Source organism: Pseudomonas entomophila, assembly GCF_013523165.1.
Classification (GTDB): domain Bacteria; phylum Pseudomonadota; class Gammaproteobacteria; order Pseudomonadales; family Pseudomonadaceae; genus Aquipseudomonas; species Aquipseudomonas entomophila_A.
This window is the reverse complement of the sequence record NZ_JAAMQI010000006.1, coordinates 214073-233187: the sequence shown is the minus strand read 5'-3', so window position 1 is coordinate 233187 and position 19115 is coordinate 214073. Positions and strand designations below refer to the sequence as shown.

The following is a 19115-nucleotide window of genomic DNA, read 5'->3' as shown; positions in this document are numbered from 1 at the left end:
ACTACTATGATTACTCATGTGTCACTTGTGATGCTGATAATCTATCTGACTATCAGTCCAAACTCACAAGCACCCACACGAATTGCTTGATTCAAATTGTTAAAGAGCGGTTGGCTGAGAAGCTTTCATCTCAACCGAGGCGCGCATTCTACGCTGCCCTCGTTGTGTGTCAAGCGTTTATTTTGAAGTTCTTTTCGGGAAACCCTAACAACTTCAACCACTTGACTCGCTGCGATCTCTCGAAGCGGGAGGCGAATCATACAGCGTTACAACCTGCTGTCAACTGCCTTTTTTCACCGCTTCCGGTCGAGACCGGAGCACTTCCCGCTTCGTCCTGACTCACGCAACCTGTTGATTAACAAGGCGTTTATCGTTCCGTCTGCGTTGGAAGTGGTGCGCATTATAAGGGGATCTGAAAGCCCGTCAACCCTTTATTTCAAAAACATTTCAACTTGCTGAAAACGCAGCGGGGAAGGCCGTACCGACCTTCCCCGCTGCTTATATAGCCATCGCGCCATGGCGCTCAGCTCATTGGGCCTTCAACGTGATCCGGGCAAATGCTTTCTTGCCTGCCTGGCACACGTGCGTGCCCCCCACGGCGAACATGAACCCACGATCCACGCTCTCGCCATCCACCTTCACCGTACCGGCATTGAGCAGGTCCCGTGCGGCGGCCGAGTTCTTGACCAGCCCGGCTCGATTCAGTACTGCGGCGATGGGCATGTCTTCGTTCGAGACGATCTCGACCTCTGGCAGATCCTCGGGCAGCTCGCCTTCCTTCATGCGATTGCCTGCGGCACGGTGCGCGCTGGCGGCCGCTTCCTCGCCATGGAACCGCGCCACGATCTCCTCGGCCAGCTTGATCTTGACGTCACGAGGGTTAGCGCCGGCCTGCACGTCGGCACGCAGCTGATCGATCTCCTCCAGCGAGCGGAAGCTCAGCAGCTCGAAGTAACGCCACATCAACGTATCGGGAATCGACACCAGCTTGCTGTACATCACGCCGGGCGCCTCCTGGATGCCGACATAATTGCCCAGCGACTTGGACATCTTCTTCACGCCGTCGAGCCCTTCGAGCAGCGGCATGGTGACGATGTTCTGCGCTTCCTGCCCATAGGCACGCTGCAACTCGCGCCCCATCAGCAGGTTGAATTTCTGGTCGGTCCCGCCCAGCTCGACGTCCGCCTTGAGCGCGACCGAGTCGTACCCCTGCACCAACGGATAGAGGAACTCATGAATGGCGATGGGCTGATTGCTGGAGTAGCGCTTGTCGAAGTCGTCGCGCTCCAGCATCCGGGCCACGGTGTACTGCGACGCCAGACGAATGAAGTCGGCCGGCGTGAGCAGGTCCATCCAGGTGGAGTTGAACGCCACCTCGGTCTTGGCCGGATCCAGAATCTTGAAGACCTGCTGCTTGTAGGTCTCGGCGTTGTCCAGCACCTGCTCGCGCGTCAACGGGGGACGCGTGGCGCTCTTGCCGCTCGGGTCGCCGATCATGCCGGTGAAGTCACCGATCAGGAAGATCACCTGATGCCCCAGTTCCTGGAACTGGCGCAGCTTGTTGATCAGCACCGTATGGCCCAGGTGCAGGTCCGGTGCGGTCGGGTCGAAGCCGGCCTTGATGCGCAGCGGTTCACCGCGCTTGAGCTTCTCGACCAGTTCCGACTCGACCAGCACCTCTTCCGCACCGCGCTTGATAAGCGCCAGCTGTTCTTCAACCGACTTCATACACAGACCCGCAAGGCTCAGATTCAAAGGGAGCCAACCATACAAGATCGGCCATCAAAAACAAGTTCGACACACGATGTGACTCATGACACACCCCGAAGCGTCTGCCGCCCTTGCGCCGAAAAGGATTTGGTTATATTTTATACAGTTATTTCATCTTCATCATGTCATTCATCTATTCCTTTTCACCTTTTTCAAAGTCACCTCATCTATGACCAACGACACGCCTAAAGCGCCCCCGCTTTATCCGAAGAGCCATCTATTGGCCGCCAGCGGCCTCGCCGCCCTCCTCAGCCTGGCACTTCTGGTCTTTCCTACCAGCGACGTGGAAGCCAAGAAGACCACCCTCAGCCTCGAACTGGACAACCCGGTCGAACAGCTCAAGGACGCATCGCGCACGGCCCCGCTCGTGCAGTCGAACGACCAGCAGGCCTCGCCCTTCGCCCAGATCGACACACCGCAAGCGGCAGCCAAGCCGACCCAGGAGACGGCTGCTGCAGCACCTGCCAAGGCCCTGCCGAGCCACCGGGAAGTGAAGGTTGCCAAAGGCGATACGCTGTCCACCCTGTTCGCCAAGGTCGGCCTGCCGGCCAACGTGGTCCATGACGTGCTCGCCAGCAGCAAGCAGGCCAAGCAGTTCAGCCAGCTCAAGCATGGCCAGGTGCTGCAGTTCGAATTCGACAAGGACGGTGCGCTGACCCTGCTGCACACCAAGGTCAACAACCTCGAAAGCATTCGCCTGGCGCGCACCGACAAAGGCTTCACCTTCGAGCGAGAAATCAGCAAGCCCGTGGTACGCACGGCCTACGCCCATGGCGTGATCAACAGCTCGCTGGCCGCCTCGGCGCAACGTGCCGGCCTGTCCCACAGCATGACCATGGACATGGCCCGCGTGCTGGGCTACGACATCGACTTCGCCCAGGACATCCGCCCCGGTGACGAATTCGACGTGGTCTTCGAGCAGAAGGTCATGGACGGCAAGGTCGTCGGCACCGGCAACATCCTGTCCGCCCGCTTCACCAACCGCGGCAAGACGTACACCGCCGTGCGCTATACCAACAAGCAGGGCAACACCAGCTACTACACCGCCGACGGCAACAGCCTGCGCAAGGCCTTCATCCGGACACCGGTGGACTTCGCCCGCATCAGCTCGCGCTTCTCGGCCGGGCGCAAGCATCCGATTCTCAACAAGATCCGCGCGCACAAGGGCGTCGATTACGCTGCGCCACGCGGCACACCGATCAAGGCGGCAGGCGATGGCAAGGTGCTGCTGGCCGGACGTCGCGGCGGCTACGGCAATACCGTGATCATCAAGCACGGCAACGCCTACCAGACCCTCTATGGGCACATGCAGGGCTTCGCCAAGGGCGTCACCACCGGCAGCACCGTGAAACAGGGCCAGGTGATCGGTTACATCGGCACCACCGGCCTGTCTACCGGCCCGCACCTGCACTACGAGTTCCAGGTCAACGGCGTGCATGTGGACCCACTGAGCCAGAAGGTGCCCATGGCCGACCCGATCGCCAAGGCCGAACGCCAGCGCTTCCTGCAGCAGAGCAAGCCCCTGATCGCCCGCATGGATCAGGAAAAAGCCACCCTGCTCGCCTCCAACAAGCGCTGACCATGACGCTCTATATCGGGGTGATGTCCGGCACCAGCCTGGACGGGCTGGACATTGCCCTGGTCGAGCAAGGCGAATCCGTTCGCCTGCTGGCCAGCCATTACTTGCCCATGCCAGGCGACCTTCGCCAGGCCCTGCTCGCCCTGTGCGCCAGTGGGCCGGACGAAGTGGCACGCGCGGCCCTGGCCGAGAACCACTGGGCCAGCCTGGCGGCAGACGGGGTGAATGCCCTGCTCGCCGAACAAGGGCTGTCGGCCACGGACATCCGCGCCATTGGCAGCCATGGGCAAACCATCCGTCACGAACCGGCACGTGGCTTCACGGTGCAGATCGGCAACCCGGCCCTGCTGGCCGAGCGGACCGGCATCAGTGTGGTCAGCGACTTCAGGCGCCGCGACGTCGCCGCAGGCGGCCAGGGCGCGCCGTTGGTGCCGGCCTTCCACGAAGCCTTGTTCGCCGACCTGAAGCACCCTCTGGCGGTTCTGAACGTGGGTGGTTTCAGCAACCTCAGCCTGGTCGAACCCGGTACCCCTGTGCGAGGCTTCGACTGCGGCCCAGGCAACGTCTTGCTGGATGCCTGGATCGAGCGCGTCCAAGGCCAGCCGTACGATGCCGATGGGCAATGGGCGGCCAGTGGCAGCCTCTCGCAGCCCTTGCTCGATGCCTTGCTGGCAGCACCTTTCTTCGCCGGCAACGGCCCCAAAAGCACAGGCCGCGAGGTCTTCAACCTGTCCTGGCTCGACAGCCACCTGGCCGTGCAGGGCCCGCTCGCGGGCAACGACGTCCAGGCGACCCTGCTGGAACTGACCGCACGCAGCATCGCCGACGCACTACGACAGGCGCAGCCCCACTGCCAGACGGTACTGGTCTGCGGCGGTGGCGCACGCAACGGCGCGCTGATGCAGCGCCTGGCCAGCCTCCTGCCCGGTGTACACGTCGACAGCACGGCCGCCCACGGCGTCGATCCGGACTGGATGGAGGCCATGGCGTTCGCCTGGCTGGCCCACTGCTGCCTGGAAGGTATCGCGGCCAACCGCCCCAGCGTGACAGCCGCCAAGGGGCTACGTGTCCTGGGCGCGCTCTACCCCGCCTGAGGTCAACGGCCGGTACGGCATCGCAGACAGCAGAACGCCGCGCAATTGCGCGGCGTTCTGGCTTCGAGCACCGACTCAGATCGAGAAGGACGAACCGCACCCGCAGGTGGTCGTGGCATTCGGGTTCTTGATGATGAACCGCGAACCTTCCAGGCCTTCCTGGTAATCCACTTCGGCGCCTGCCAGGTACTGGAAGCTCATGGGGTCGACCACCAGGGCCACGCCTTCGCGCTCGACCACGGTATCGTCATCGGCCACGTCCTCATCGAACGTGAAACCGTACTGGAAGCCCGAGCAACCGCCGCCCGTGACGAAGACGCGCAACTTGAGACGATCGTTGCCTTCCTCGGTCACCAAGGTCTTGACCTTGTGCGCGGCCCCTTCGGTGAACTCCAGGATGGTAGGGGTGAAGGTTTCGACACTCATCAGACTCTCCCGGCGCAATGCCGCCATAACACGTGATGGCATGCATTATCCGCTTCTCCTAGAAAATTGGTCAACTATGGGGGAATGAGCGGCAGGTCTTGAAGGACGCGTGACGGCGACAGCCTGCAAGCGGGGCCGGTGCATTGGGCCCCTGGCGATCATCAGGCAGATCGGCTTGCAGCGTGCCGCTCATCGCAGCGATCAGGGCAGCATGCCCGCGTGAGACAGGCCCAGGCGCTCGTCCAGCCCGAAGAGGATGTTCATGTTCTGCACAGCTTGGCCGGAGGCGCCCTTGACCAGGTTGTCGATCACCGACAGCACCACCACCAGATCGCTGCCCTGTGGGCGGTGAACGGCGATACGGCACATGTTGGCGCCCCGCACGCTGCGCGTCTCCGGGTGGCTGCCCGCAGGCATGACATCGACGAACGGCTCATCGGCATAGCGCTTCTCGAACAGCGCCTGCAGGTCGACCGAGGTATCGGTCACGGTCGCGTACAGCGTGGCATGGATGCCGCGAATCATCGGGGTCAGGTGCGGGACGAAGGTCAGGCCGATCTCGCCGCCTGCCGCCAACCGCAGGCCCTGGCTGATCTCGGGCAAATGGCGGTGCCCTTTGACCGCGTAGGCTTTCATGCTCTCACCCGCTTCGCAGAACAGCGAGCCGACTGCGGCCCCGCGCCCAGCGCCACTGACGCCGGACTTGCAGTCGGCGATCAGGCGCAGCGGATCGGCCAGGCCAGCCTCCAGCAAGGGCAGGAAGCCCAGTTGCGTGGCCGTCGGGTAGCAGCCCGGCACCGCGATCAGGCGCGCTTCGCGAATCTTCTCGCGGTTGACTTCGGGCAGGCCATAGACCGCGCCCGGCAGCCGGTCGGGCGCGCCATGCGGCTGGCCGTACCATTTTTCCCACTCGATGGCGTCCTGCAGCCGGAAGTCGGCGGACAGGTCGATGATGCGGGTACCGGCATCGAGCAGCTCGCCGGCCAGGGCATGGGCGACGCCGTGGGGCGTGGCGAAGAACACCACGTCACAGGCGGCCAGGGTCTTCGTGTCAGGCACGCTGAACGTCAGGCCGTCGTAATGGCCTCGCAGGTTGGGGTACATGTCCTCGACCGGCAGACCGGCTTCCGAACGCGAGGTGATGACCACCACGTCGGCCTGTGGGTGCTGCGCCAACAGACGCAGCAGTTCGACACCGGTGTAGCCCGTGCCGCCGACGATACCGACCTTGATCATGACGCGTGTCCCTCTCAACGAACCGACTGTAAAGCCCTGATGATAGGGATGCGCACGCCTGCTCACAACCGTTGTGATGGCTCCGGCGGCCGTTGGTCTCTACTATCTGACCACCGTGAAAAACCTCGAGGAAACCAACGATGCTCTATTTCTGGATCAAGGCGCTGCATATCGTCAGCATGGTGTGCTGGTTCGCCGGGCTGTTCTACCTGCCGCGGCTGTTCGTCTACCACGCCCAAAGCACCGACAGCGTCAGCCAGGAGCGCTTCGCCGTGATGGAGCGCAAGCTGTACCGCGGCATCATGAACCCTGCCATGATCGCCACCTACGTGTTCGGCATCTGGCTGCTGGTGATCAACCCAGGCTTCCTGAGCCAAGGCTGGATGCATGCCAAACTGACGCTGGTGCTGCTGCTGACCGGCTATCACCACATCTGCGGCGCACAGCGCAAACGCTTCGCCCTGGGCGAGAACCGGCGCAGCCACGTGTACTACCGCTGGTTCAACGAAGTGCCCGTGCTGGTGCTGCTGGCGGTCGTCATCCTGGTGGTCGTCAAGCCGTTCTGACCCCGGGTCGGGTATCGGTGCGTGTCCTGTCGTCTGGCGTGCCCGCAGGGCCGTCGGCGTCCGCTTCGCGCGGCGCGCAAAAGCCAGCGCCTGCGCTGGGCTCGCGGTACACTGCCTGCTCTTTTCGCCGCCCAGGAGCCGCGCATGACCCGTTACGCCATGATCACCGGCGCCTCCAGTGGCCTGGGCCTGGCCCTGGCCGAGGCCTTGGCGCGGCGTGGGCGCAATCTCATCCTGGTGGCACGCCACCGCGAAGCCCTGGAGCCTCTCGCGCTCGAACTGACCCAACGGTTCGGCGTCGAGGTGCTGTTCCGGGCCTGCGACCTGAGCGAACCGCTGCGGGTGTCGGGCTTCGTGCTCGAGCTGGAAGAAGGTGAACACCGTGTCGACCTGCTGATCAATTGCGCGGGCCTGCGCTCCTATGGGCCATTTCTCGCGCAGGAGTGGGCCGACGAGCAGGACCTGCTCGAAGTCAACATCATGACCCTGACCCGCCTGTGCCACGCCGTGGGCAACCTCATGGCGCTGCAGGGTGGCGGGCAGATCCTCAACGTGGCTGCGCTGGCGGCCCATGCACCAGGGCCGTGGATGGCAGGCTATGCAGCCAGCAAGGCCTATGTGCTGAGCTTTTCCGAGGCGCTGCGCGAGGAACTCAAGCGCAGCGGCATCCAGGTGTCGGTGCTCTGCCCGGGCCCGGTGCGTTCGTCGCGCCGCCGCATCCCGCGGCTGGACGGCAGCCGTCGCTGCCTGAGCGCCGAGGAAGTCGCGCTGTACACCGTACGGGCGCTGGACAAGAACCGCGCGCTGATTCACCCGGATGGCCGCTATCGCTGGATGGCGCTGGCTCCCCGCCTGCTGCCGCGCTGGGTGACGCGCAAGCTGGCAGGCTTCATCCACCAGCGCTACCGGCCGTTGGGCACCGAATAGCGCTGGGCGGGGGCGGTCACGCTGGTTACACTCGGCACGACCCTCACCATGGAGACGCACTGTGGAGACTCTCTTCACCAAGATCATCAACCGGGAGATCCCGGCCAAGATCATCTACGAGGACGACCAGGTCCTGGCCTTTCACGACATTGCCCCGCAGGCCCCGGTGCATTTTCTGGTCATCCCCAAAAAGCCCATCCGCACCCTCAACGACCTGCAGGAAGACGACAAGCTCCTGGCGGGTCATATCCTGTTCACGGCGCAGCGCCTGGCCAAGGAACTGGGCTGCGAAGAGGGCTTCCGTGTGGTCATGAACTGCAATGAGCTGGGTGGCCAGACGGTCTACCACATCCACCTGCACGTGCTCGGCCAGCGTCAGATGAACTGGCCCCCGGGCTGATCCGACGCACGCCCGTACCCGGCGATTGAGGTACACTGTCGGGCACACTCTTGCGGAGGTGCCCGATGGCTACCGAACGTCACTACTCGCCGCTCGACCGCGTGCTGTTGCAGGCCGACACCGCCCTGCGCACGCTCCTGCCCTTCAGCGGCCAACCGTCTCGCCCCTCTCCGGCCGTCGTCAAGCCCGACGCCCAGCTGGACGAGCCCCAGGCCCGGCATGTCGCGGGGCTCATGCGGATCAACCACACCGGCGAAGTCTGCGCCCAGGCGCTGTACCAGGGGCAGGCGCTGACCGCCAAGTTGCCGCAGGTCCGCACGGCCATGGAACACGCCGCCGAAGAAGAGATCGATCACCTGGCCTGGTGCGAGCAGCGCATTCGCCAGCTCAACAGCCACCCCAGCGTGCTCAACCCTCTGTTCTACGGGATGTCGTTCGGTATCGGCGCCTTCGCCGGGCTGGTCAGCGACAAGGTCAGCCTGGGGTTCGTCGCCGCAACCGAGCGGCAGGTGTGCAAGCACTTGGACGAGCACTTGGCGCAACTGCCTCCCGAGGACGAAAAGTCCCGTGCGATCCTTGAACAGATGCTGACCGACGAAGCGCACCACGCCGAATCCGCGCTCGACGCTGGCGGCTATCGCTTCCCGGCGCCGGTACGCTTCGGCATGAGCCTGCTGGCCAAGGTCATGACCAAGAGCACCTACCGCATCTGACGGATACTCGGGGGCACCTGTGCCTCCGGGCTGCGCCCGTCAGTCCAGCTCGACGATCTCGTAGCCGTGGGTCACTTCCACCCCCGCGCGTTCGAGCATGATGGACGCCGAGCAGTACTTTTCCGCCGACAGCTCCACGGCCCGCTTGACCTGCGCTTCCTTGAGTCCACGCCCCTTGACCACGAAGTTCATGTGGATGCGGGTGAAGACCTTCGGCTCCTCGCTGGCCCGATCGGCCTCGAGGAACGCTTCGCAGCTTTCCACGCGCTGGCGTGATTTCTTCAGGATGCTCACGATGTCGAAACTGCTGCAGCCGCCCAGGCCCAGCAGCAGCATTTCCATCGGGCGTACGCCCAGGTTCCGACCGCCGGCCTCGGGCGGACCGTCCATGACGACCACATGCCCGCTGCCCGATTCACCAAGGAACATCGCCTCGCCGGCCCACTGGATACGCGCCTTCATTGTTCCTGACTCCTGACTGACAAAAGGCCCTCAGCTTAGACGCTGCAGGTTCGCTTGGAAACGGTAAAGTCACCCCGCATGGCTGCCGACGTGCAACAAGCGGTCTGATAAGCTGACGCCAATTCGCTGGCGGCTTACCGTCAAACAATCGATGAAAAACCCTTCGTGCACGCGTGGACAGGACTCCGTGATGGTCGCCTCAGCCTTGGCTCCCCGAATCAAGAATATCGACAAGTTGCTGGCGCACTGCCAACAACGCCGCCATGCGGCCAAAAGCAACCTCATCAGCGCCGGGGACCTCGCCGACAGCCTGTCCTTCATCGTCAAGGGCTCGGTCACCATCCTGATCGAAGACGACGACGGTCATGAAATGATCATTGCCTACCTCAATGCCGGCGACTTCTTCGGCGAGCTGGGCCTGTTCGGCCCCGAAGAGCAGGCCCGTCAGCGAAGCGCCTGGGTACGCGCCAAGACCGATTGCGAGATTGCCGAAATCAGCTACGAGAAATTTCGCGAACTGGCCAATCAGGATCCGCAGATCCTGTACGCCCTGGGCGCACAGATGGCGCAACGGTTGCGCAATACCACGCGCAAGGTGGGCGATCTGGCATTTCTCGACGTGACCGGACGGGTGGCGCGTTGCCTGCTGGAGTTGTGTCAACAGCCGGACGCGATGACCCACCCCGAGGGCATGCAGATCAAGGTGACGCGTCAGGAGATCGGCCGTATCGTCGGTTGCTCCCGGGAGATGGTCGGGCGCGTCCTCAAGGACCTCGAAGAGCGCAACCTGGTGCAGGTCAAGGGCAAGACCATGGTCGTGCTGGGTGCCCGCTGACGCTGAGGCGGCTCACGCGTCGGGCAAGGCCTGGAGCACCTGCTGGTACACCCTGACGAAGTCACGCGCCCAGGGGGCGTCGGCCACCACTTCGCTCAAGGCGATGTGGCTGTCGGCCTGGCACCGCTGCTCCAGCCCGCAGCAGGTGTTGAAGCGGTTGACGGCCTGAATCATCGAGACGCGTTCGTCCTCGAGCAGCAAGGCGCCGTGGACCAGCACGACCGGCCGTTTACCGCCCAGCCCCTGGCGCCAGCGCTGGGCAGTGCCAACCCATTTGCGGCCCTGGATATTGACGTTGTAGCGGCCATCGCAGAACGCGCCTTCCACTTCACCCAGCGACGTGTCCAGGCCCCACGTTCCGAGCAGGTCGCACAAGGGCAGGCACAGACGCTCGTAGGCCCGCTCGATCCGGCCATGATCGCCCTCGCTGCGCGGGGCCACATAGACCAGGGCCAGGTTGACCGTCGCAGGCGATTGCGGCACGGGTTCGCCGCCGGTCTCGCGCAGCAGGATCGGCCAACCCGCTTCGGCGAGCTGCCGGCTGGCGGCGTCGAAGCCTTCCAGACGGCTCATGCGCCGGGGCATCACCAACGCCCGGTTCGTGGGCCGCCAGACCAGCAAGCCGGATTCGCGCTGCCCCTGACAGACCTCCGTCAGCAGCGCCTGCTCGGCCTGCAGGCCCTGCCCCACCTCGAGGTTCACCACACCCTCAGCCATCGCGCCTCCTCGTCCGTGCCACTGTGTGGCATCAACCGCCCCTGTCGCTTCGACATGGCCGCCAGGCTCAGTCCAGCGCGCCGCCCGAGCCCTGCACCGGCAGTTCAGGGAAGAACAACCGCTGCAACTCCTGCCCCGGCAACTCGGCGCGCATGAACGCCTCGCCGACCAGGAAGGCGTACACCTCGTTGATCTTCATCAGGTCGACATCGGCCCGGTTGAGCACGCCGCTTTCGGTGATCGCCAGACGATCACGCGGAATGCGCGGCAGCAGGTCCAGCGTGGTTTCCAGGCTGACGTCGAAGGTGTGCAAGTTACGGTTGTTCACGCCGATCAACGGCGTGTCCAGGGTCGCGAGCGCACGCTCCAGCTCGTCGCCGTCGTGCACTTCCACCAGCACGTCCAGGCCTACCTGCCTGGCCGTCGCGGCCAGCTCGGCCATGCGCACATCGTCCAGGGCCGACACGATCAGCAGCACGCAGTCGGCACCCAAGGCGCGGGCCTCCACCACCTGGTACGGGTCGATCAGGAAGTCCTTGCGAATGACCGGCAAGGCGCAGGCCGCACGCGCTTGCTGGAGGTACGCATCGGCGCCCTGGAAGAAGTCGATGTCGGTCAGCACCGACAGGCAGGTCGCGCCGCCCTTCTCGTAGCTGGCCGCGATCTCGGCCGGCTCGAACTGCTCGCGGATCACGCCCTTGCTCGGCGACGCTTTCTTGATCTCGGCGATCACCGCCGGTTTCTTCTGCCGCGCCTGCTCGATCAGCGCGCGGGCAAAACCGCGCGGCGCATCGGCCGCGGCGGCCAGCCGCTCGAGTTCGTCCAGGCCTACCCGGCTGCGGCGCTCGGCCACTTCCTCGGCCTTGCGCGCCAGGATCTTCTCCAACACCGTCGGTACACTCATGCCTCGTTCTCCTGCTTGAATACCGCGGTAAAGGCGCCCAGCTCCTGCACTTTCTCCCAGGCAAGGCCGGTGTGCAGGACATCGTGCGCCAGGTCGACCCCTGACTTGAGGTTCATGGCATGGTCGGCCGCATACAGCGCAGCGCCCGCATTGAGCACGATCATCTCGGCGGCCTTTTGCCCTTCTTCGGTCTTGCGCCGCCCCAGGGCGTCGCGGATCAGCGCCAGAGACGCCTGCGGACCCTCCACCGCCAGACCATGCAGGCTCTGGCTCTTGATGCCCAGGTCCTCAGGCTCCACCCAATACTCGGAGATCTCGCCCTTGTTCAGTTCGGCGACGAAGGTCGGTGCCGCCAGGCTGAATTCGTCCAGGCCGTCCTTGGAGTGCACCACCAGCACATGCGTGCTGCCCATGCGCTGCAGCACTTCGGCCAACGGCCTGCACAGGGCCTGGCTGAACACACCGACGACCTGGTGACGCACACCGGCCGGATTCGTAAGCGGGCCCAGCATGTTGAACAGGGTACGCAGCCCCAGGTCACGCCGCGGGCCGGCCGCATGCTTCATTGCCGAATGATGGCTTTGGGCGAACATGAAGCCGATGCCCAGTGCGTCGACACAGCGCGCTACCTGCACCGGGGTGAGGTCCAGGTAGATCCCGGCGGCCTCCAGCAGGTCGGCACTGCCGCTCTTGCCCGAGACCGCGCGGTTGCCATGCTTGGCCACCGGGCAACCCGCCGCGGCCAGCACGAAGGCCGACGCCGTGGAGACGTTGAAGATGTTGGCGCCATCGCCGCCGGTGCCGACGATGTCGACCACGCCGTCGAGGCTCGCCAGCTCGACCTTGTCGGCCAGCTCGCGCATCACCGACACCGCACCGACGATCTCGTCGATGCTCTCGCTCTTCATGCGCATGGCCATGAGGAAGGCACCGATCTGCGCTTCGCTGCACTGGCCCGTCATGATCTGGCGCATGACCTCACGCATTTCGTCGGTCGACAGGTCCAGTTGGCCGACGATGCGGCTCAATGCACGTTTGATATCCATGGTCTGTCCTTAGCGCTGGCCGCCGGTCTGCTTGAGAAAGTTGGCGAACAGCTCGTGGCCTTGTTCGGTGAGGATCGATTCGGGGTGGAACTGCACGCCTTCGACGTTCAGGGTCTTGTGGCGCAGGCCCATGATCTCGTCCATCGAGCCGTCTTCGTGCGCGGTCCAGGCGGTGATTTCCAGGCATTCGGGCAAGGTGTCGCGCTTGACCACCAGCGAGTGATAGCGCGTGACGGTGACCGGGTTGGCCAGTTCGGCGAACACGCCCAGGTCGCGGTGGTGCACCGGGCTGGTCTTGCCATGCATCACCTGCCGAGCACGCACCACGTCACCACCGAAGGCCTGGCCGATGGACTGATGGCCCAGGCAGACGCCCAGGATCGGCAGCCTGCCGGCGAAATGCCGAATGGCTTCGAGGGAGATACCGGCTTCGCTCGGGGTGCAAGGGCCCGGAGAGACGACGATACGCTCCGGGGCCAGGGCCTCGATCTCGGCGAGGGTCAGTTCATCGTTGCGGATGACCTTGACCTCGGCCCCCAGCTCGCCCAGGTACTGCACCACGTTGTAGGTGAAGGAGTCGTAGTTGTCGATCATCAGCAGCATGGGGCACCTGTGCACTCGAGTCGATGAGAGAAAAACCCTGGGGCAGCGACCTGCCGCGGACCTGCGTCGACCACCCGGCGCCATGCAGCGCGCAGGGCAAGCCACACACGGCTGGCAGCACGTGCGGGGATTGTCGTGTAGGGCATGGAACGGTGAATCGGCATGGGGCGTTCTCCTGGGGGTTGGAGCCGCCGTACCGGTGAGCTGTCTGGAATCTGGAACCTGCTGGCCGATGACGGCGGCAGGGTCCGGTTTCAAACCGCAACGACTTGCCGCTTCCTAGAGGAAGCGCCACCAACGGGTGAATGAAGTCGCTGCGTGACAGGTCATGCTACCTAACCATCGAGGGTGTGCGGGCATGGCGCGATGCCATGGCCTGCGTGAAATGTGGCCCGAGTATAGCGTTGCGCCGAAGCGAGCGTCGACCCCTTTTTCCGCGGTTTTCTCGCCCGTTCACAGGCTGCCTGCAGGCATCGGATCTGCACTGCATCGGGCGGTGGCTTCTGTGCTGGACCGACCGCCGTCACCGCCTGTGGGCGCCGGTATCCACCGCGATTCGAGGCGCCTTGTCCATCGGTCCGCGTGAAGATCTGCTTGGGAAATTTCCTGATCAAACTTGGGAAGCGTCTCCTATACCGGAGAAAACCGACTGCACCAGCATTCGCCTCGTTCAGCAGCCACGTTCCCACGGTCGGCTATCGTTCCCTCACAACATCAATAACAAGGATCGCCCCATGCGCACTCCCCCCTTCCTGCGCGCGTTGCTTGGCACGCTCATCCTGTCGTCGGGGCCTGCCCTGGCCGCCCCGACGCCTTACTCGGGCATGGTCGTGTTCGGCGACAGCCTGAGCGACGCCGGTCAGTTTCCCGATGCCCAGCACCTGCCCGACGGCATGCGGTTCACCAACCGCGGCCCGGACGGTGTCTACGGGCAGGTGTCACCGACCTTGCTGGGCCAACAGCTGGGCATTGCACCGACGGCCCTGCGACCGTCCACCTCGCCACTGAACCCGGCGCTGGGTCTGCCTGATGGCGACAACTGGGCGGTCGGCGGCTATCGAACCGACCAGATCCTCGACTCGATCATCGGCACGTCCCTGGTGCAGAGCCCGGAAGCCGGCATCGACAGACGCCGACCCGGCTACCTGGCCAACGGGCAGAGGGCCGATCCCGACGCGCTGTATTACCTGACCGGGGGCGGCAACGATTTCCTGCAGGGCCAGGTCACCAGCCCGGCTGACGCAGTGGCCGCCGCGTCACGCCTGGCAGCCAGCGCCCAGGCGCTGCAGCAAGGCGGCGCGCGCTACATCATGGTCTGGCTGCTGCCTGACCTGGGGCAGACGCCCATTTTCAGCGGCTCGCCGCTGCAGGGCGCGCTGTCCCAACTGTCGGGCGTCTTCAACCAGGCGCTGGTCGGGCAACTGGGGCAGATCGACGCGCAGATCATCCCGCTCAATGTGCCTGCGCTGCTGCAAGAAGCCATCCGCGACCCGGCCGCGTTCGGCCTGGCCACGGACCAGAACCTGGTCGGCACCTGCTACAGCGGCAACAACTGCCTGCAGAACCCGGTCTACGGCGTCGACGGCCTGACACCCGACCCTGAGCGCCTCTTGTTCAACGATGCCGTGCACCCGACAACGGCAGGCCAGCGCCTGATCGCCGACTACGCCTACTCGATCCTCTCGGCGCCTTGGGAGCTGTCGCTGCTGCCGGACATGGCGCTGTCCAGCCTGACCGCGCACCAGGATACCCTGCGCAGCCAGTGGCAGACCCCCTGGCAGGCGGTAGGCCAGTGGCAGGCGATCGTCGCAGCCAGCGGCCAGGACCTGGACATCGATGGGCAGCGCAGCGCTGCAAGCGGGGATGGCCGAGGCTACCAGTTGACCGTGGGCGGCAGCTATCGGGTGAACGAGGAGTGGCGCCTGGGCGTGGCTGGCGGCGCTGGGCGACAGTCGCTGGAGCTCGGCGCGCACGACTCGCGCTACCGGCTGCACAGCTACCTGGCGACGGCCTTCGCCCAGTACGCGCATGACCGGTGGTGGGCCGACGCCGCCCTCACGGCCGGCCATCTGGACTACGACGACCTGAAGCGGACCTTCGCCCTGGGCATCGGCCAGCGTACCGAGCGCGCCGACACCGACGGCCGGGCCTGGGCCGCAATGGGCCGCCTGGGCGTGAACCTCATGCCCGAGACCAGCCGCTGGCAACTCTCGCCGTTCCTCAGCGCCGACTATGCCCGCGTCCGTGTCCAGGGATACGGCGAGCAGAGCGACCGCTCCACGGCCCTCGACGTCGACGCGCAGACACGCACCTCCAAACGCCTGGGCGCTGGCCTGCAGGCCGGTCTGAACCTGACGCCTCGCACGCGGCTGTTCGCCGAGGCGGCACGGGAGCATGAGTTCGAGCACGACGCGCAGGCAGTGACGCTGAACCTCAAACGTCTGCCGACCAACCGCTTCACCCTGGCCGGCTATACCCCGGACAGCGAGCTGACGCGGGCACGTCTGGGCATCGACCATGACGTGATGCCAGGCGTACGCCTTGGGGCCCACTATGATTGGCGCAAGCAGGGTGAATTCACGCAGCAAGGGGTGAATCTGGCGGTAAGCCTGGACTTCTGAAGCCACCGACGTCGTCCGCCGCGCGACGGGGCCGCAGCCCTCGCCGCACGGCGGATGGCGGTCACGCCTTGCGCGTGGACTGCTCGGCGAGCGCCACGGCCCGGAACATGGCGCGGCGCTTGTTGATGGTCTCTTCCCATTCCAGCGCCGGCACCGAGTCGGCGACGATGCCGCCACCGGCCTGCACGTGCAGTTCGCCGTCCTTGATCACGGCGGTACGGATGGCGATCGCGGTGTCCATGTTGCCGTTCCAGGCGAAATAGCCGACTGCGCCGCCGTAGACACCGCGCTTGACCGGCTCCAGTTCGTCGATGATCTCCATGGCGCGGATCTTCGGCGCCCCCGACAAGGTGCCCGCCGGCAAGATGGCGCGCAGCGCATCCATGGCCGTCAGGTCTTCGCGCAGTTGCCCGGTGACGTTGGACACGATGTGCATCACGTTGGAGTACCGCTCGATCACCATCTTCTCGGTCAGGCGCACGCTGCCGGTCTGGGAGACGCGCCCGGTGTCGTTGCGCCCCAGGTCGATGAGCATCAGGTGTTCGGCGATTTCCTTCTCGTCCGAGAGCAGGTCCTGTTCGAGCGCACGGTCGGCCTCCTCGGTCGCGCCCCGTGGCCGGGTGCCGGCGATCGGACGGACCGTGACCAGGTTGTCCTCGACCCGCACCAGCACTTCCGGCGAACTGCCGACGACATGGAAGTCGCCGAAGTTGAAGAAGTACATGTAGGGCGTGGGGTTGAACGCACGCAGGGCGCGGTACAGGTCGATGGGCGCCGCCTGGAAATCGATCGACATGCGCTGCGACGGCACCACCTGCATGCAGTCGCCGGCCAGGATGTATTCCTTGATGGTGTCGACCGCCTGCTCGTAGTCCTCGCGGGTGAAGCTGGAGCGGAACGCCGGCTCGGCAGCCTGCGGCCCGCCCAGGTCGAGCCCGCGACGCGGCATGATCGGTTCGCGCAGCGTGGCCAGCAAGGCCTGCAGGCGCGCCTGGCCCGCCTCGAAGGCGTTGTCCTGGGCAGGGTCGACCAGCACGATCGCGTGCATCTTGCCGGCCAGGTTGTCGAACACCACGACGGCGTCGGACACCATCAGCAGAATGTCCGGCACACCCAGCGGATCGGGGTTGGGGCATCGGCCCAGGCGCGGTTCCACGTAACGCACGCAGTCATAGCCGAAATACCCGACCAGCCCACCGTTGAAGCGCGGCAGGCCCGGGATGTCGGCGACCTTGTAGCGGTCCTTGAACTGCTCGACGAAGGCCAGCGGATCCTCGACGTCGTGGTGTTCGACCTGCACCCCGTCCTGCAGGATGCTGACCTGGTGATCGTGCACACGCAGCACCGTGCGCGAGGGCAGCCCGATCATCGAATAGCGCCCCCACTTCTCCCCGCCCTGGACGGACTCGAGCAGGTAGGTGTTGGGCTGGTCGGCCAGCTTCAGGTAGATGGACAGCGGCGTGTCGAAGTCGGCCAGGGTTTCGAAGGCCAGGGGAATGCGGTTGTAGCCGGCAGCGGCCAGGCGCAGGAATTCGTCGCGGGTCATGGGTCAGCCTCGTGGCAAGCAGCAATGGGTCGGGCAGGTGGAGCGGCCGGCGGTGCGCCGGCAGGCGGAAGTCAGGCGCGCCAGCGCCAGCGGGCCAGTGCCTTGATGACTTTCATCCAGAGTGTGCCGTTGACCATCACGTCGGGATCCTTGTCCTGGGAGGCGTGAAGAGGCGTCAACGTTATCCCACTGTCGGTGACGACGCAACCAGGCACCAGGGCGCGCAGGTCATCGATCACCAGGTCCGGGGATTCCTCTTCGATCGGGCGCCCATGGTTGTAGCCGTAGCTCAGCGCCGCGCAGGGCACGCCTGCCGCCTTGGCCGCCAGCACGTCGCTGCGCGAATCGCCCACGAACAGCGATTCGCCTGGCTGGGCGCCGGCCATCTGCATGACCCGCAGCAGGGCGGCCGGGTCGGGCTTCTTCTGCGGCAGGGTGTCGCCGCCGATGATCCAGCGGAAGTACCGGCCGAGCTTCATCTGGTCCAGCAAGGGCCCGACGAAGCGCTCGGGTTTGTTGGTGATCAAGGCCATTTCCACGCCCTGCCGGTTCAGCCAGCGCAGGGTATCGACCACGCCTGGGTAGAGCGTGGTCAGCGTGTGCGGTTCATCGTAGGCCTGCATGAACAGCTCCAACCCACGCACCGCATCGTCCTGGCTCACCTGCGCGTGCTCCAGGCTGCCGGCCAGGGCCCGACGCACCAGCACCTCGGCGCCATTGCCGACCCACTGGCGCACCGCCTCGAGCCCGGCCGGCGGGCGTCCCAGCCCGACCAGCATCCGGTCGACCGCCGCAGCCAGGTCCGGCACCGAATCGATCAGGGTGCCGTCCAGGTCGAACATCACAAGCTTCGGCAGCGTCCCGGGAAACAGCTGCTCGAAGCCGCTCATGGGCGGGCCTGAGCCAGTTCGGCGCGCATCTGCGCGATGACGCTCTGGTAGTCCGGCGCGTTGAAGATCGCCGAGCCGGCGACGAAGGTGTCGGCACCGGCCGCCGCGATCTCGCGGATGTTGTTGACGTTGACGCCGCCGTCGATCTCCAGGCGGATGTCACGCCCGCTGGCGTCGATCAAGGCCCGTGCTTCGCGCAGCTTGTCGAGGGTGCCGGGGATGAACTTCTGGCCGCCGAAACCTGGGTTGACGCTCATCAGCAGTACCATGTCGACCTTGTCCATCACGTACTTGAGCACGTCAAGGCCGGTGGCCGGGTTGAACACCAGGCCGGCCTTGCAGCCGCCGTCGCGGATCAGTTGCAGCGAGCGGTCGATGTGCTGGGTGGCTTCGGGGTGGAAGGTGATGAAGCTGGCACCCGCCTCGACGAAGTCGCCGATGATGCGATCGACCGGGCTGACCATCAGGTGCACGTCGATCGGCGCGGTGATGCCGTACTTGCGCAGCGCCGTGCAGACCATCGGGCCGATGGTCAGGTTGGGCACGTAGTGGTTGTCCATCACGTCGAAATGGACGATGTCCGCCCCGGCCGCCAGGACCTTGTCGACCTCTTCGCCCAGGCGGGCGAAGTCGGCGGAAAGAATGGACGGGGCAATAGCGTAGGGCTGCATGGCGCACCTTTGGGCAGAATCACGGTGGCGCGCATTGTACCCCAGGCAGGCGGGTTGTCGCTGATCGACGTCAACCCGGTTCGGCGGCCCGCTTCGCCTGCCGCCTGGT

Annotated in this window: 19 protein-coding genes; 8 read left to right on the top strand and 11 right to left on the bottom strand. The window is 65.1% G+C overall.

The window, feature by feature from the left end; genetic code table 11:
• Positions 1 to 528: 528 nt before the first annotated feature.
• Positions 529 to 1728, bottom strand: a complete 1200-nt coding sequence (tyrS, locus tag G7Z99_RS07170; RefSeq protein WP_181092872.1) for a tyrosine--tRNA ligase — start codon at positions 1726 to 1728, stop codon at positions 529 to 531.
• Positions 1729 to 1939: 211 nt separating this feature from the next.
• Between tyrS and G7Z99_RS07165 the strand changes: the two genes are divergently transcribed.
• A complete protein-coding gene (locus G7Z99_RS07165) occupies positions 1940 to 3349 on the top strand; it encodes a peptidoglycan DD-metalloendopeptidase family protein (protein ID WP_181092871.1) in 1410 nt (469 codons plus the stop codon).
• Positions 3350 to 3351: 2 nt separating this feature from the next.
• Complete coding sequence (locus tag G7Z99_RS07160) at positions 3352 to 4443, top strand: anhydro-N-acetylmuramic acid kinase (RefSeq protein WP_181092870.1); 1092 nt, start codon at positions 3352 to 3354, stop codon at positions 4441 to 4443.
• A 75-nt stretch (positions 4444 to 4518) separates the two neighbouring features.
• On the opposite strand, the gene erpA is transcribed toward G7Z99_RS07160, so the two are convergent.
• Entirely contained in the window at positions 4519 to 4869 is a 351-nt protein-coding gene (gene erpA / locus G7Z99_RS07155) for an iron-sulfur cluster insertion protein ErpA (protein WP_181092869.1), read from the bottom strand.
• A gap of 201 nt (positions 4870 to 5070) precedes the next feature.
• Entirely contained in the window at positions 5071 to 6105 is a 1035-nt protein-coding gene (gene argC / locus G7Z99_RS07150) for an N-acetyl-gamma-glutamyl-phosphate reductase (protein ID WP_181092868.1), read from the bottom strand.
• Positions 6106 to 6245: 140 nt separating this feature from the next.
• On the opposite strand from argC, the gene hemJ reads away from it, so the two are divergent.
• The 4 genes from hemJ (at position 6246) to coq7 (ending at position 8711) form a co-directional block, all read left to right on the top strand.
• Positions 6246 to 6671, top strand: a complete 426-nt coding sequence (gene hemJ, locus G7Z99_RS07145) for a protoporphyrinogen oxidase HemJ (protein WP_181092867.1) — start codon at positions 6246 to 6248, stop codon at positions 6669 to 6671.
• A gap of 144 nt (positions 6672 to 6815) precedes the next feature.
• Entirely contained in the window at positions 6816 to 7598 is a 783-nt protein-coding gene (locus G7Z99_RS07140) for an SDR family NAD(P)-dependent oxidoreductase (protein WP_181092866.1), read from the top strand.
• Between the two features lie 61 nt (positions 7599 to 7659).
• The gene (locus G7Z99_RS07135; RefSeq protein WP_181092865.1) at positions 7660 to 7998 is read left to right on the top strand and encodes a histidine triad nucleotide-binding protein; all 339 of its coding nucleotides are present in this window, start codon (positions 7660 to 7662) and stop codon (positions 7996 to 7998) included.
• Between the two features lie 65 nt (positions 7999 to 8063).
• Complete coding sequence (gene coq7, locus G7Z99_RS07130; protein WP_181092864.1) at positions 8064 to 8711, top strand: 2-polyprenyl-3-methyl-6-methoxy-1,4-benzoquinone monooxygenase; 648 nt, start codon at positions 8064 to 8066, stop codon at positions 8709 to 8711.
• A gap of 39 nt (positions 8712 to 8750) precedes the next feature.
• Here coq7 and G7Z99_RS07125 read toward each other — a convergent pair whose 3' ends face one another.
• Positions 8751 to 9173 (bottom strand): OsmC family protein, encoded by a 423-nt coding sequence (locus G7Z99_RS07125; protein WP_181092863.1) that lies wholly within the window; start codon positions 9171 to 9173, stop codon positions 8751 to 8753.
• Positions 9174 to 9363: 190 nt separating this feature from the next.
• Here G7Z99_RS07125 and crp point away from each other — a divergent pair, with 190 nt between their 5' ends.
• On the top strand, positions 9364 to 10008 hold the full coding sequence (crp, locus tag G7Z99_RS07120; RefSeq protein WP_181092862.1) for a cAMP-activated global transcriptional regulator CRP: 645 nt from the start codon (positions 9364 to 9366) through the stop codon (positions 10006 to 10008).
• Positions 10009 to 10020: 12 nt separating this feature from the next.
• On the opposite strand, the gene G7Z99_RS07115 is transcribed toward crp, so the two are convergent.
• The 4 genes from G7Z99_RS07115 to G7Z99_RS07100 all read right to left on the bottom strand — a co-directional run bounded on the left by G7Z99_RS07115 (position 10021) and on the right by G7Z99_RS07100 (position 13278).
• Positions 10021 to 10725 carry a lipoate--protein ligase family protein gene (locus G7Z99_RS07115; RefSeq protein WP_181092861.1) on the bottom strand — a complete coding sequence of 235 codons (705 nt, stop codon included), beginning with the start codon at positions 10723 to 10725 and terminating at the stop codon, positions 10021 to 10023.
• A gap of 67 nt (positions 10726 to 10792) precedes the next feature.
• Positions 10793 to 11629 (bottom strand): indole-3-glycerol phosphate synthase TrpC, encoded by an 837-nt coding sequence (gene trpC / locus G7Z99_RS07110; protein ID WP_181092860.1) that lies wholly within the window; start codon positions 11627 to 11629, stop codon positions 10793 to 10795.
• Positions 11626 to 12675: an anthranilate phosphoribosyltransferase gene (gene trpD, locus G7Z99_RS07105; protein ID WP_181092859.1), complete on the bottom strand. Its 1050-nt coding sequence runs from the start codon at positions 12673 to 12675 to the stop codon at positions 11626 to 11628. The genes trpC and trpD overlap by 4 nt, the downstream gene beginning before the upstream one ends.
• Before the next feature lie 9 nt (positions 12676 to 12684).
• Positions 12685 to 13278, bottom strand: coding sequence for an aminodeoxychorismate/anthranilate synthase component II (locus tag G7Z99_RS07100; RefSeq protein ID WP_181092858.1), 594 nt, complete (start codon positions 13276 to 13278; stop codon positions 12685 to 12687).
• A gap of 734 nt (positions 13279 to 14012) precedes the next feature.
• Here G7Z99_RS07100 and G7Z99_RS07095 point away from each other — a divergent pair.
• Positions 14013 to 15899 (top strand): autotransporter domain-containing SGNH/GDSL hydrolase family protein, encoded by a 1887-nt coding sequence (locus G7Z99_RS07095; protein WP_181092857.1) that lies wholly within the window; start codon positions 14013 to 14015, stop codon positions 15897 to 15899.
• Between the two features lie 61 nt (positions 15900 to 15960).
• Here the strand turns inward: G7Z99_RS07095 and trpE are convergent, their stop codons facing one another.
• The 3 genes from trpE to rpe all read right to left on the bottom strand — a co-directional run bounded on the left by trpE (position 15961) and on the right by rpe (position 19006).
• Complete coding sequence (trpE, locus tag G7Z99_RS07090) at positions 15961 to 17445, bottom strand: anthranilate synthase component I (protein WP_181092856.1); 1485 nt, start codon at positions 17443 to 17445, stop codon at positions 15961 to 15963.
• Positions 17446 to 17516: 71 nt separating this feature from the next.
• A complete protein-coding gene (locus tag G7Z99_RS07085) occupies positions 17517 to 18335 on the bottom strand; it encodes a phosphoglycolate phosphatase (protein WP_181092855.1) in 819 nt (272 codons plus the stop codon).
• Positions 18332 to 19006, bottom strand: a complete 675-nt coding sequence (gene rpe / locus G7Z99_RS07080; protein ID WP_181092854.1) for a ribulose-phosphate 3-epimerase — start codon at positions 19004 to 19006, stop codon at positions 18332 to 18334. The genes G7Z99_RS07085 and rpe overlap by 4 nt, the downstream gene beginning before the upstream one ends.
• Positions 19007 to 19115 lie beyond the last annotated feature (109 nt).

What these genes read in the sequence shown, in the direction of transcription:
- tyrS (WP_181092872.1), bottom strand. Translation starts at nt 1,728, where the DNA reads ATGAAGTCGGTTGAAGAACAGCTGGCGCTTATCAAGCGCGGTGCGGAA.
- G7Z99_RS07165 (WP_181092871.1), top strand. Translation starts at nt 1,940, where the DNA reads ATGACCAACGACACGCCTAAAGCGCCCCCGCTTTATCCGAAGAGCCAT.
- G7Z99_RS07160 (WP_181092870.1), top strand. Translation starts at nt 3,352, where the DNA reads ATGACGCTCTATATCGGGGTGATGTCCGGCACCAGCCTGGACGGGCTG.
- erpA (WP_181092869.1), bottom strand. Translation starts at nt 4,869, where the DNA reads ATGAGTGTCGAAACCTTCACCCCTACCATCCTGGAGTTCACCGAAGGG.
- argC (WP_181092868.1), bottom strand. Translation starts at nt 6,105, where the DNA reads ATGATCAAGGTCGGTATCGTCGGCGGCACGGGCTACACCGGTGTCGAA.
- hemJ (WP_181092867.1), top strand. Translation starts at nt 6,246, where the DNA reads ATGCTCTATTTCTGGATCAAGGCGCTGCATATCGTCAGCATGGTGTGC.
- G7Z99_RS07140 (WP_181092866.1), top strand. Translation starts at nt 6,816, where the DNA reads ATGACCCGTTACGCCATGATCACCGGCGCCTCCAGTGGCCTGGGCCTG.
- coq7 (WP_181092864.1), top strand. Translation starts at nt 8,064, where the DNA reads ATGGCTACCGAACGTCACTACTCGCCGCTCGACCGCGTGCTGTTGCAG.
- G7Z99_RS07125 (WP_181092863.1), bottom strand. Translation starts at nt 9,173, where the DNA reads ATGAAGGCGCGTATCCAGTGGGCCGGCGAGGCGATGTTCCTTGGTGAA.
- crp (WP_181092862.1), top strand. Translation starts at nt 9,364, where the DNA reads ATGGTCGCCTCAGCCTTGGCTCCCCGAATCAAGAATATCGACAAGTTG.
- G7Z99_RS07115 (WP_181092861.1), bottom strand. Translation starts at nt 10,725, where the DNA reads ATGGCTGAGGGTGTGGTGAACCTCGAGGTGGGGCAGGGCCTGCAGGCC.
- trpC (WP_181092860.1), bottom strand. Translation starts at nt 11,629, where the DNA reads ATGAGTGTACCGACGGTGTTGGAGAAGATCCTGGCGCGCAAGGCCGAG.
- trpD (WP_181092859.1), bottom strand. Translation starts at nt 12,675, where the DNA reads ATGGATATCAAACGTGCATTGAGCCGCATCGTCGGCCAACTGGACCTG.
- G7Z99_RS07100 (WP_181092858.1), bottom strand. Translation starts at nt 13,278, where the DNA reads ATGCTGCTGATGATCGACAACTACGACTCCTTCACCTACAACGTGGTG.
- G7Z99_RS07095 (WP_181092857.1), top strand. Translation starts at nt 14,013, where the DNA reads ATGCGCACTCCCCCCTTCCTGCGCGCGTTGCTTGGCACGCTCATCCTG.
- trpE (WP_181092856.1), bottom strand. Translation starts at nt 17,445, where the DNA reads ATGACCCGCGACGAATTCCTGCGCCTGGCCGCTGCCGGCTACAACCGC.
- G7Z99_RS07085 (WP_181092855.1), bottom strand. Translation starts at nt 18,335, where the DNA reads ATGAGCGGCTTCGAGCAGCTGTTTCCCGGGACGCTGCCGAAGCTTGTG.
- rpe (WP_181092854.1), bottom strand. Translation starts at nt 19,006, where the DNA reads ATGCAGCCCTACGCTATTGCCCCGTCCATTCTTTCCGCCGACTTCGCC.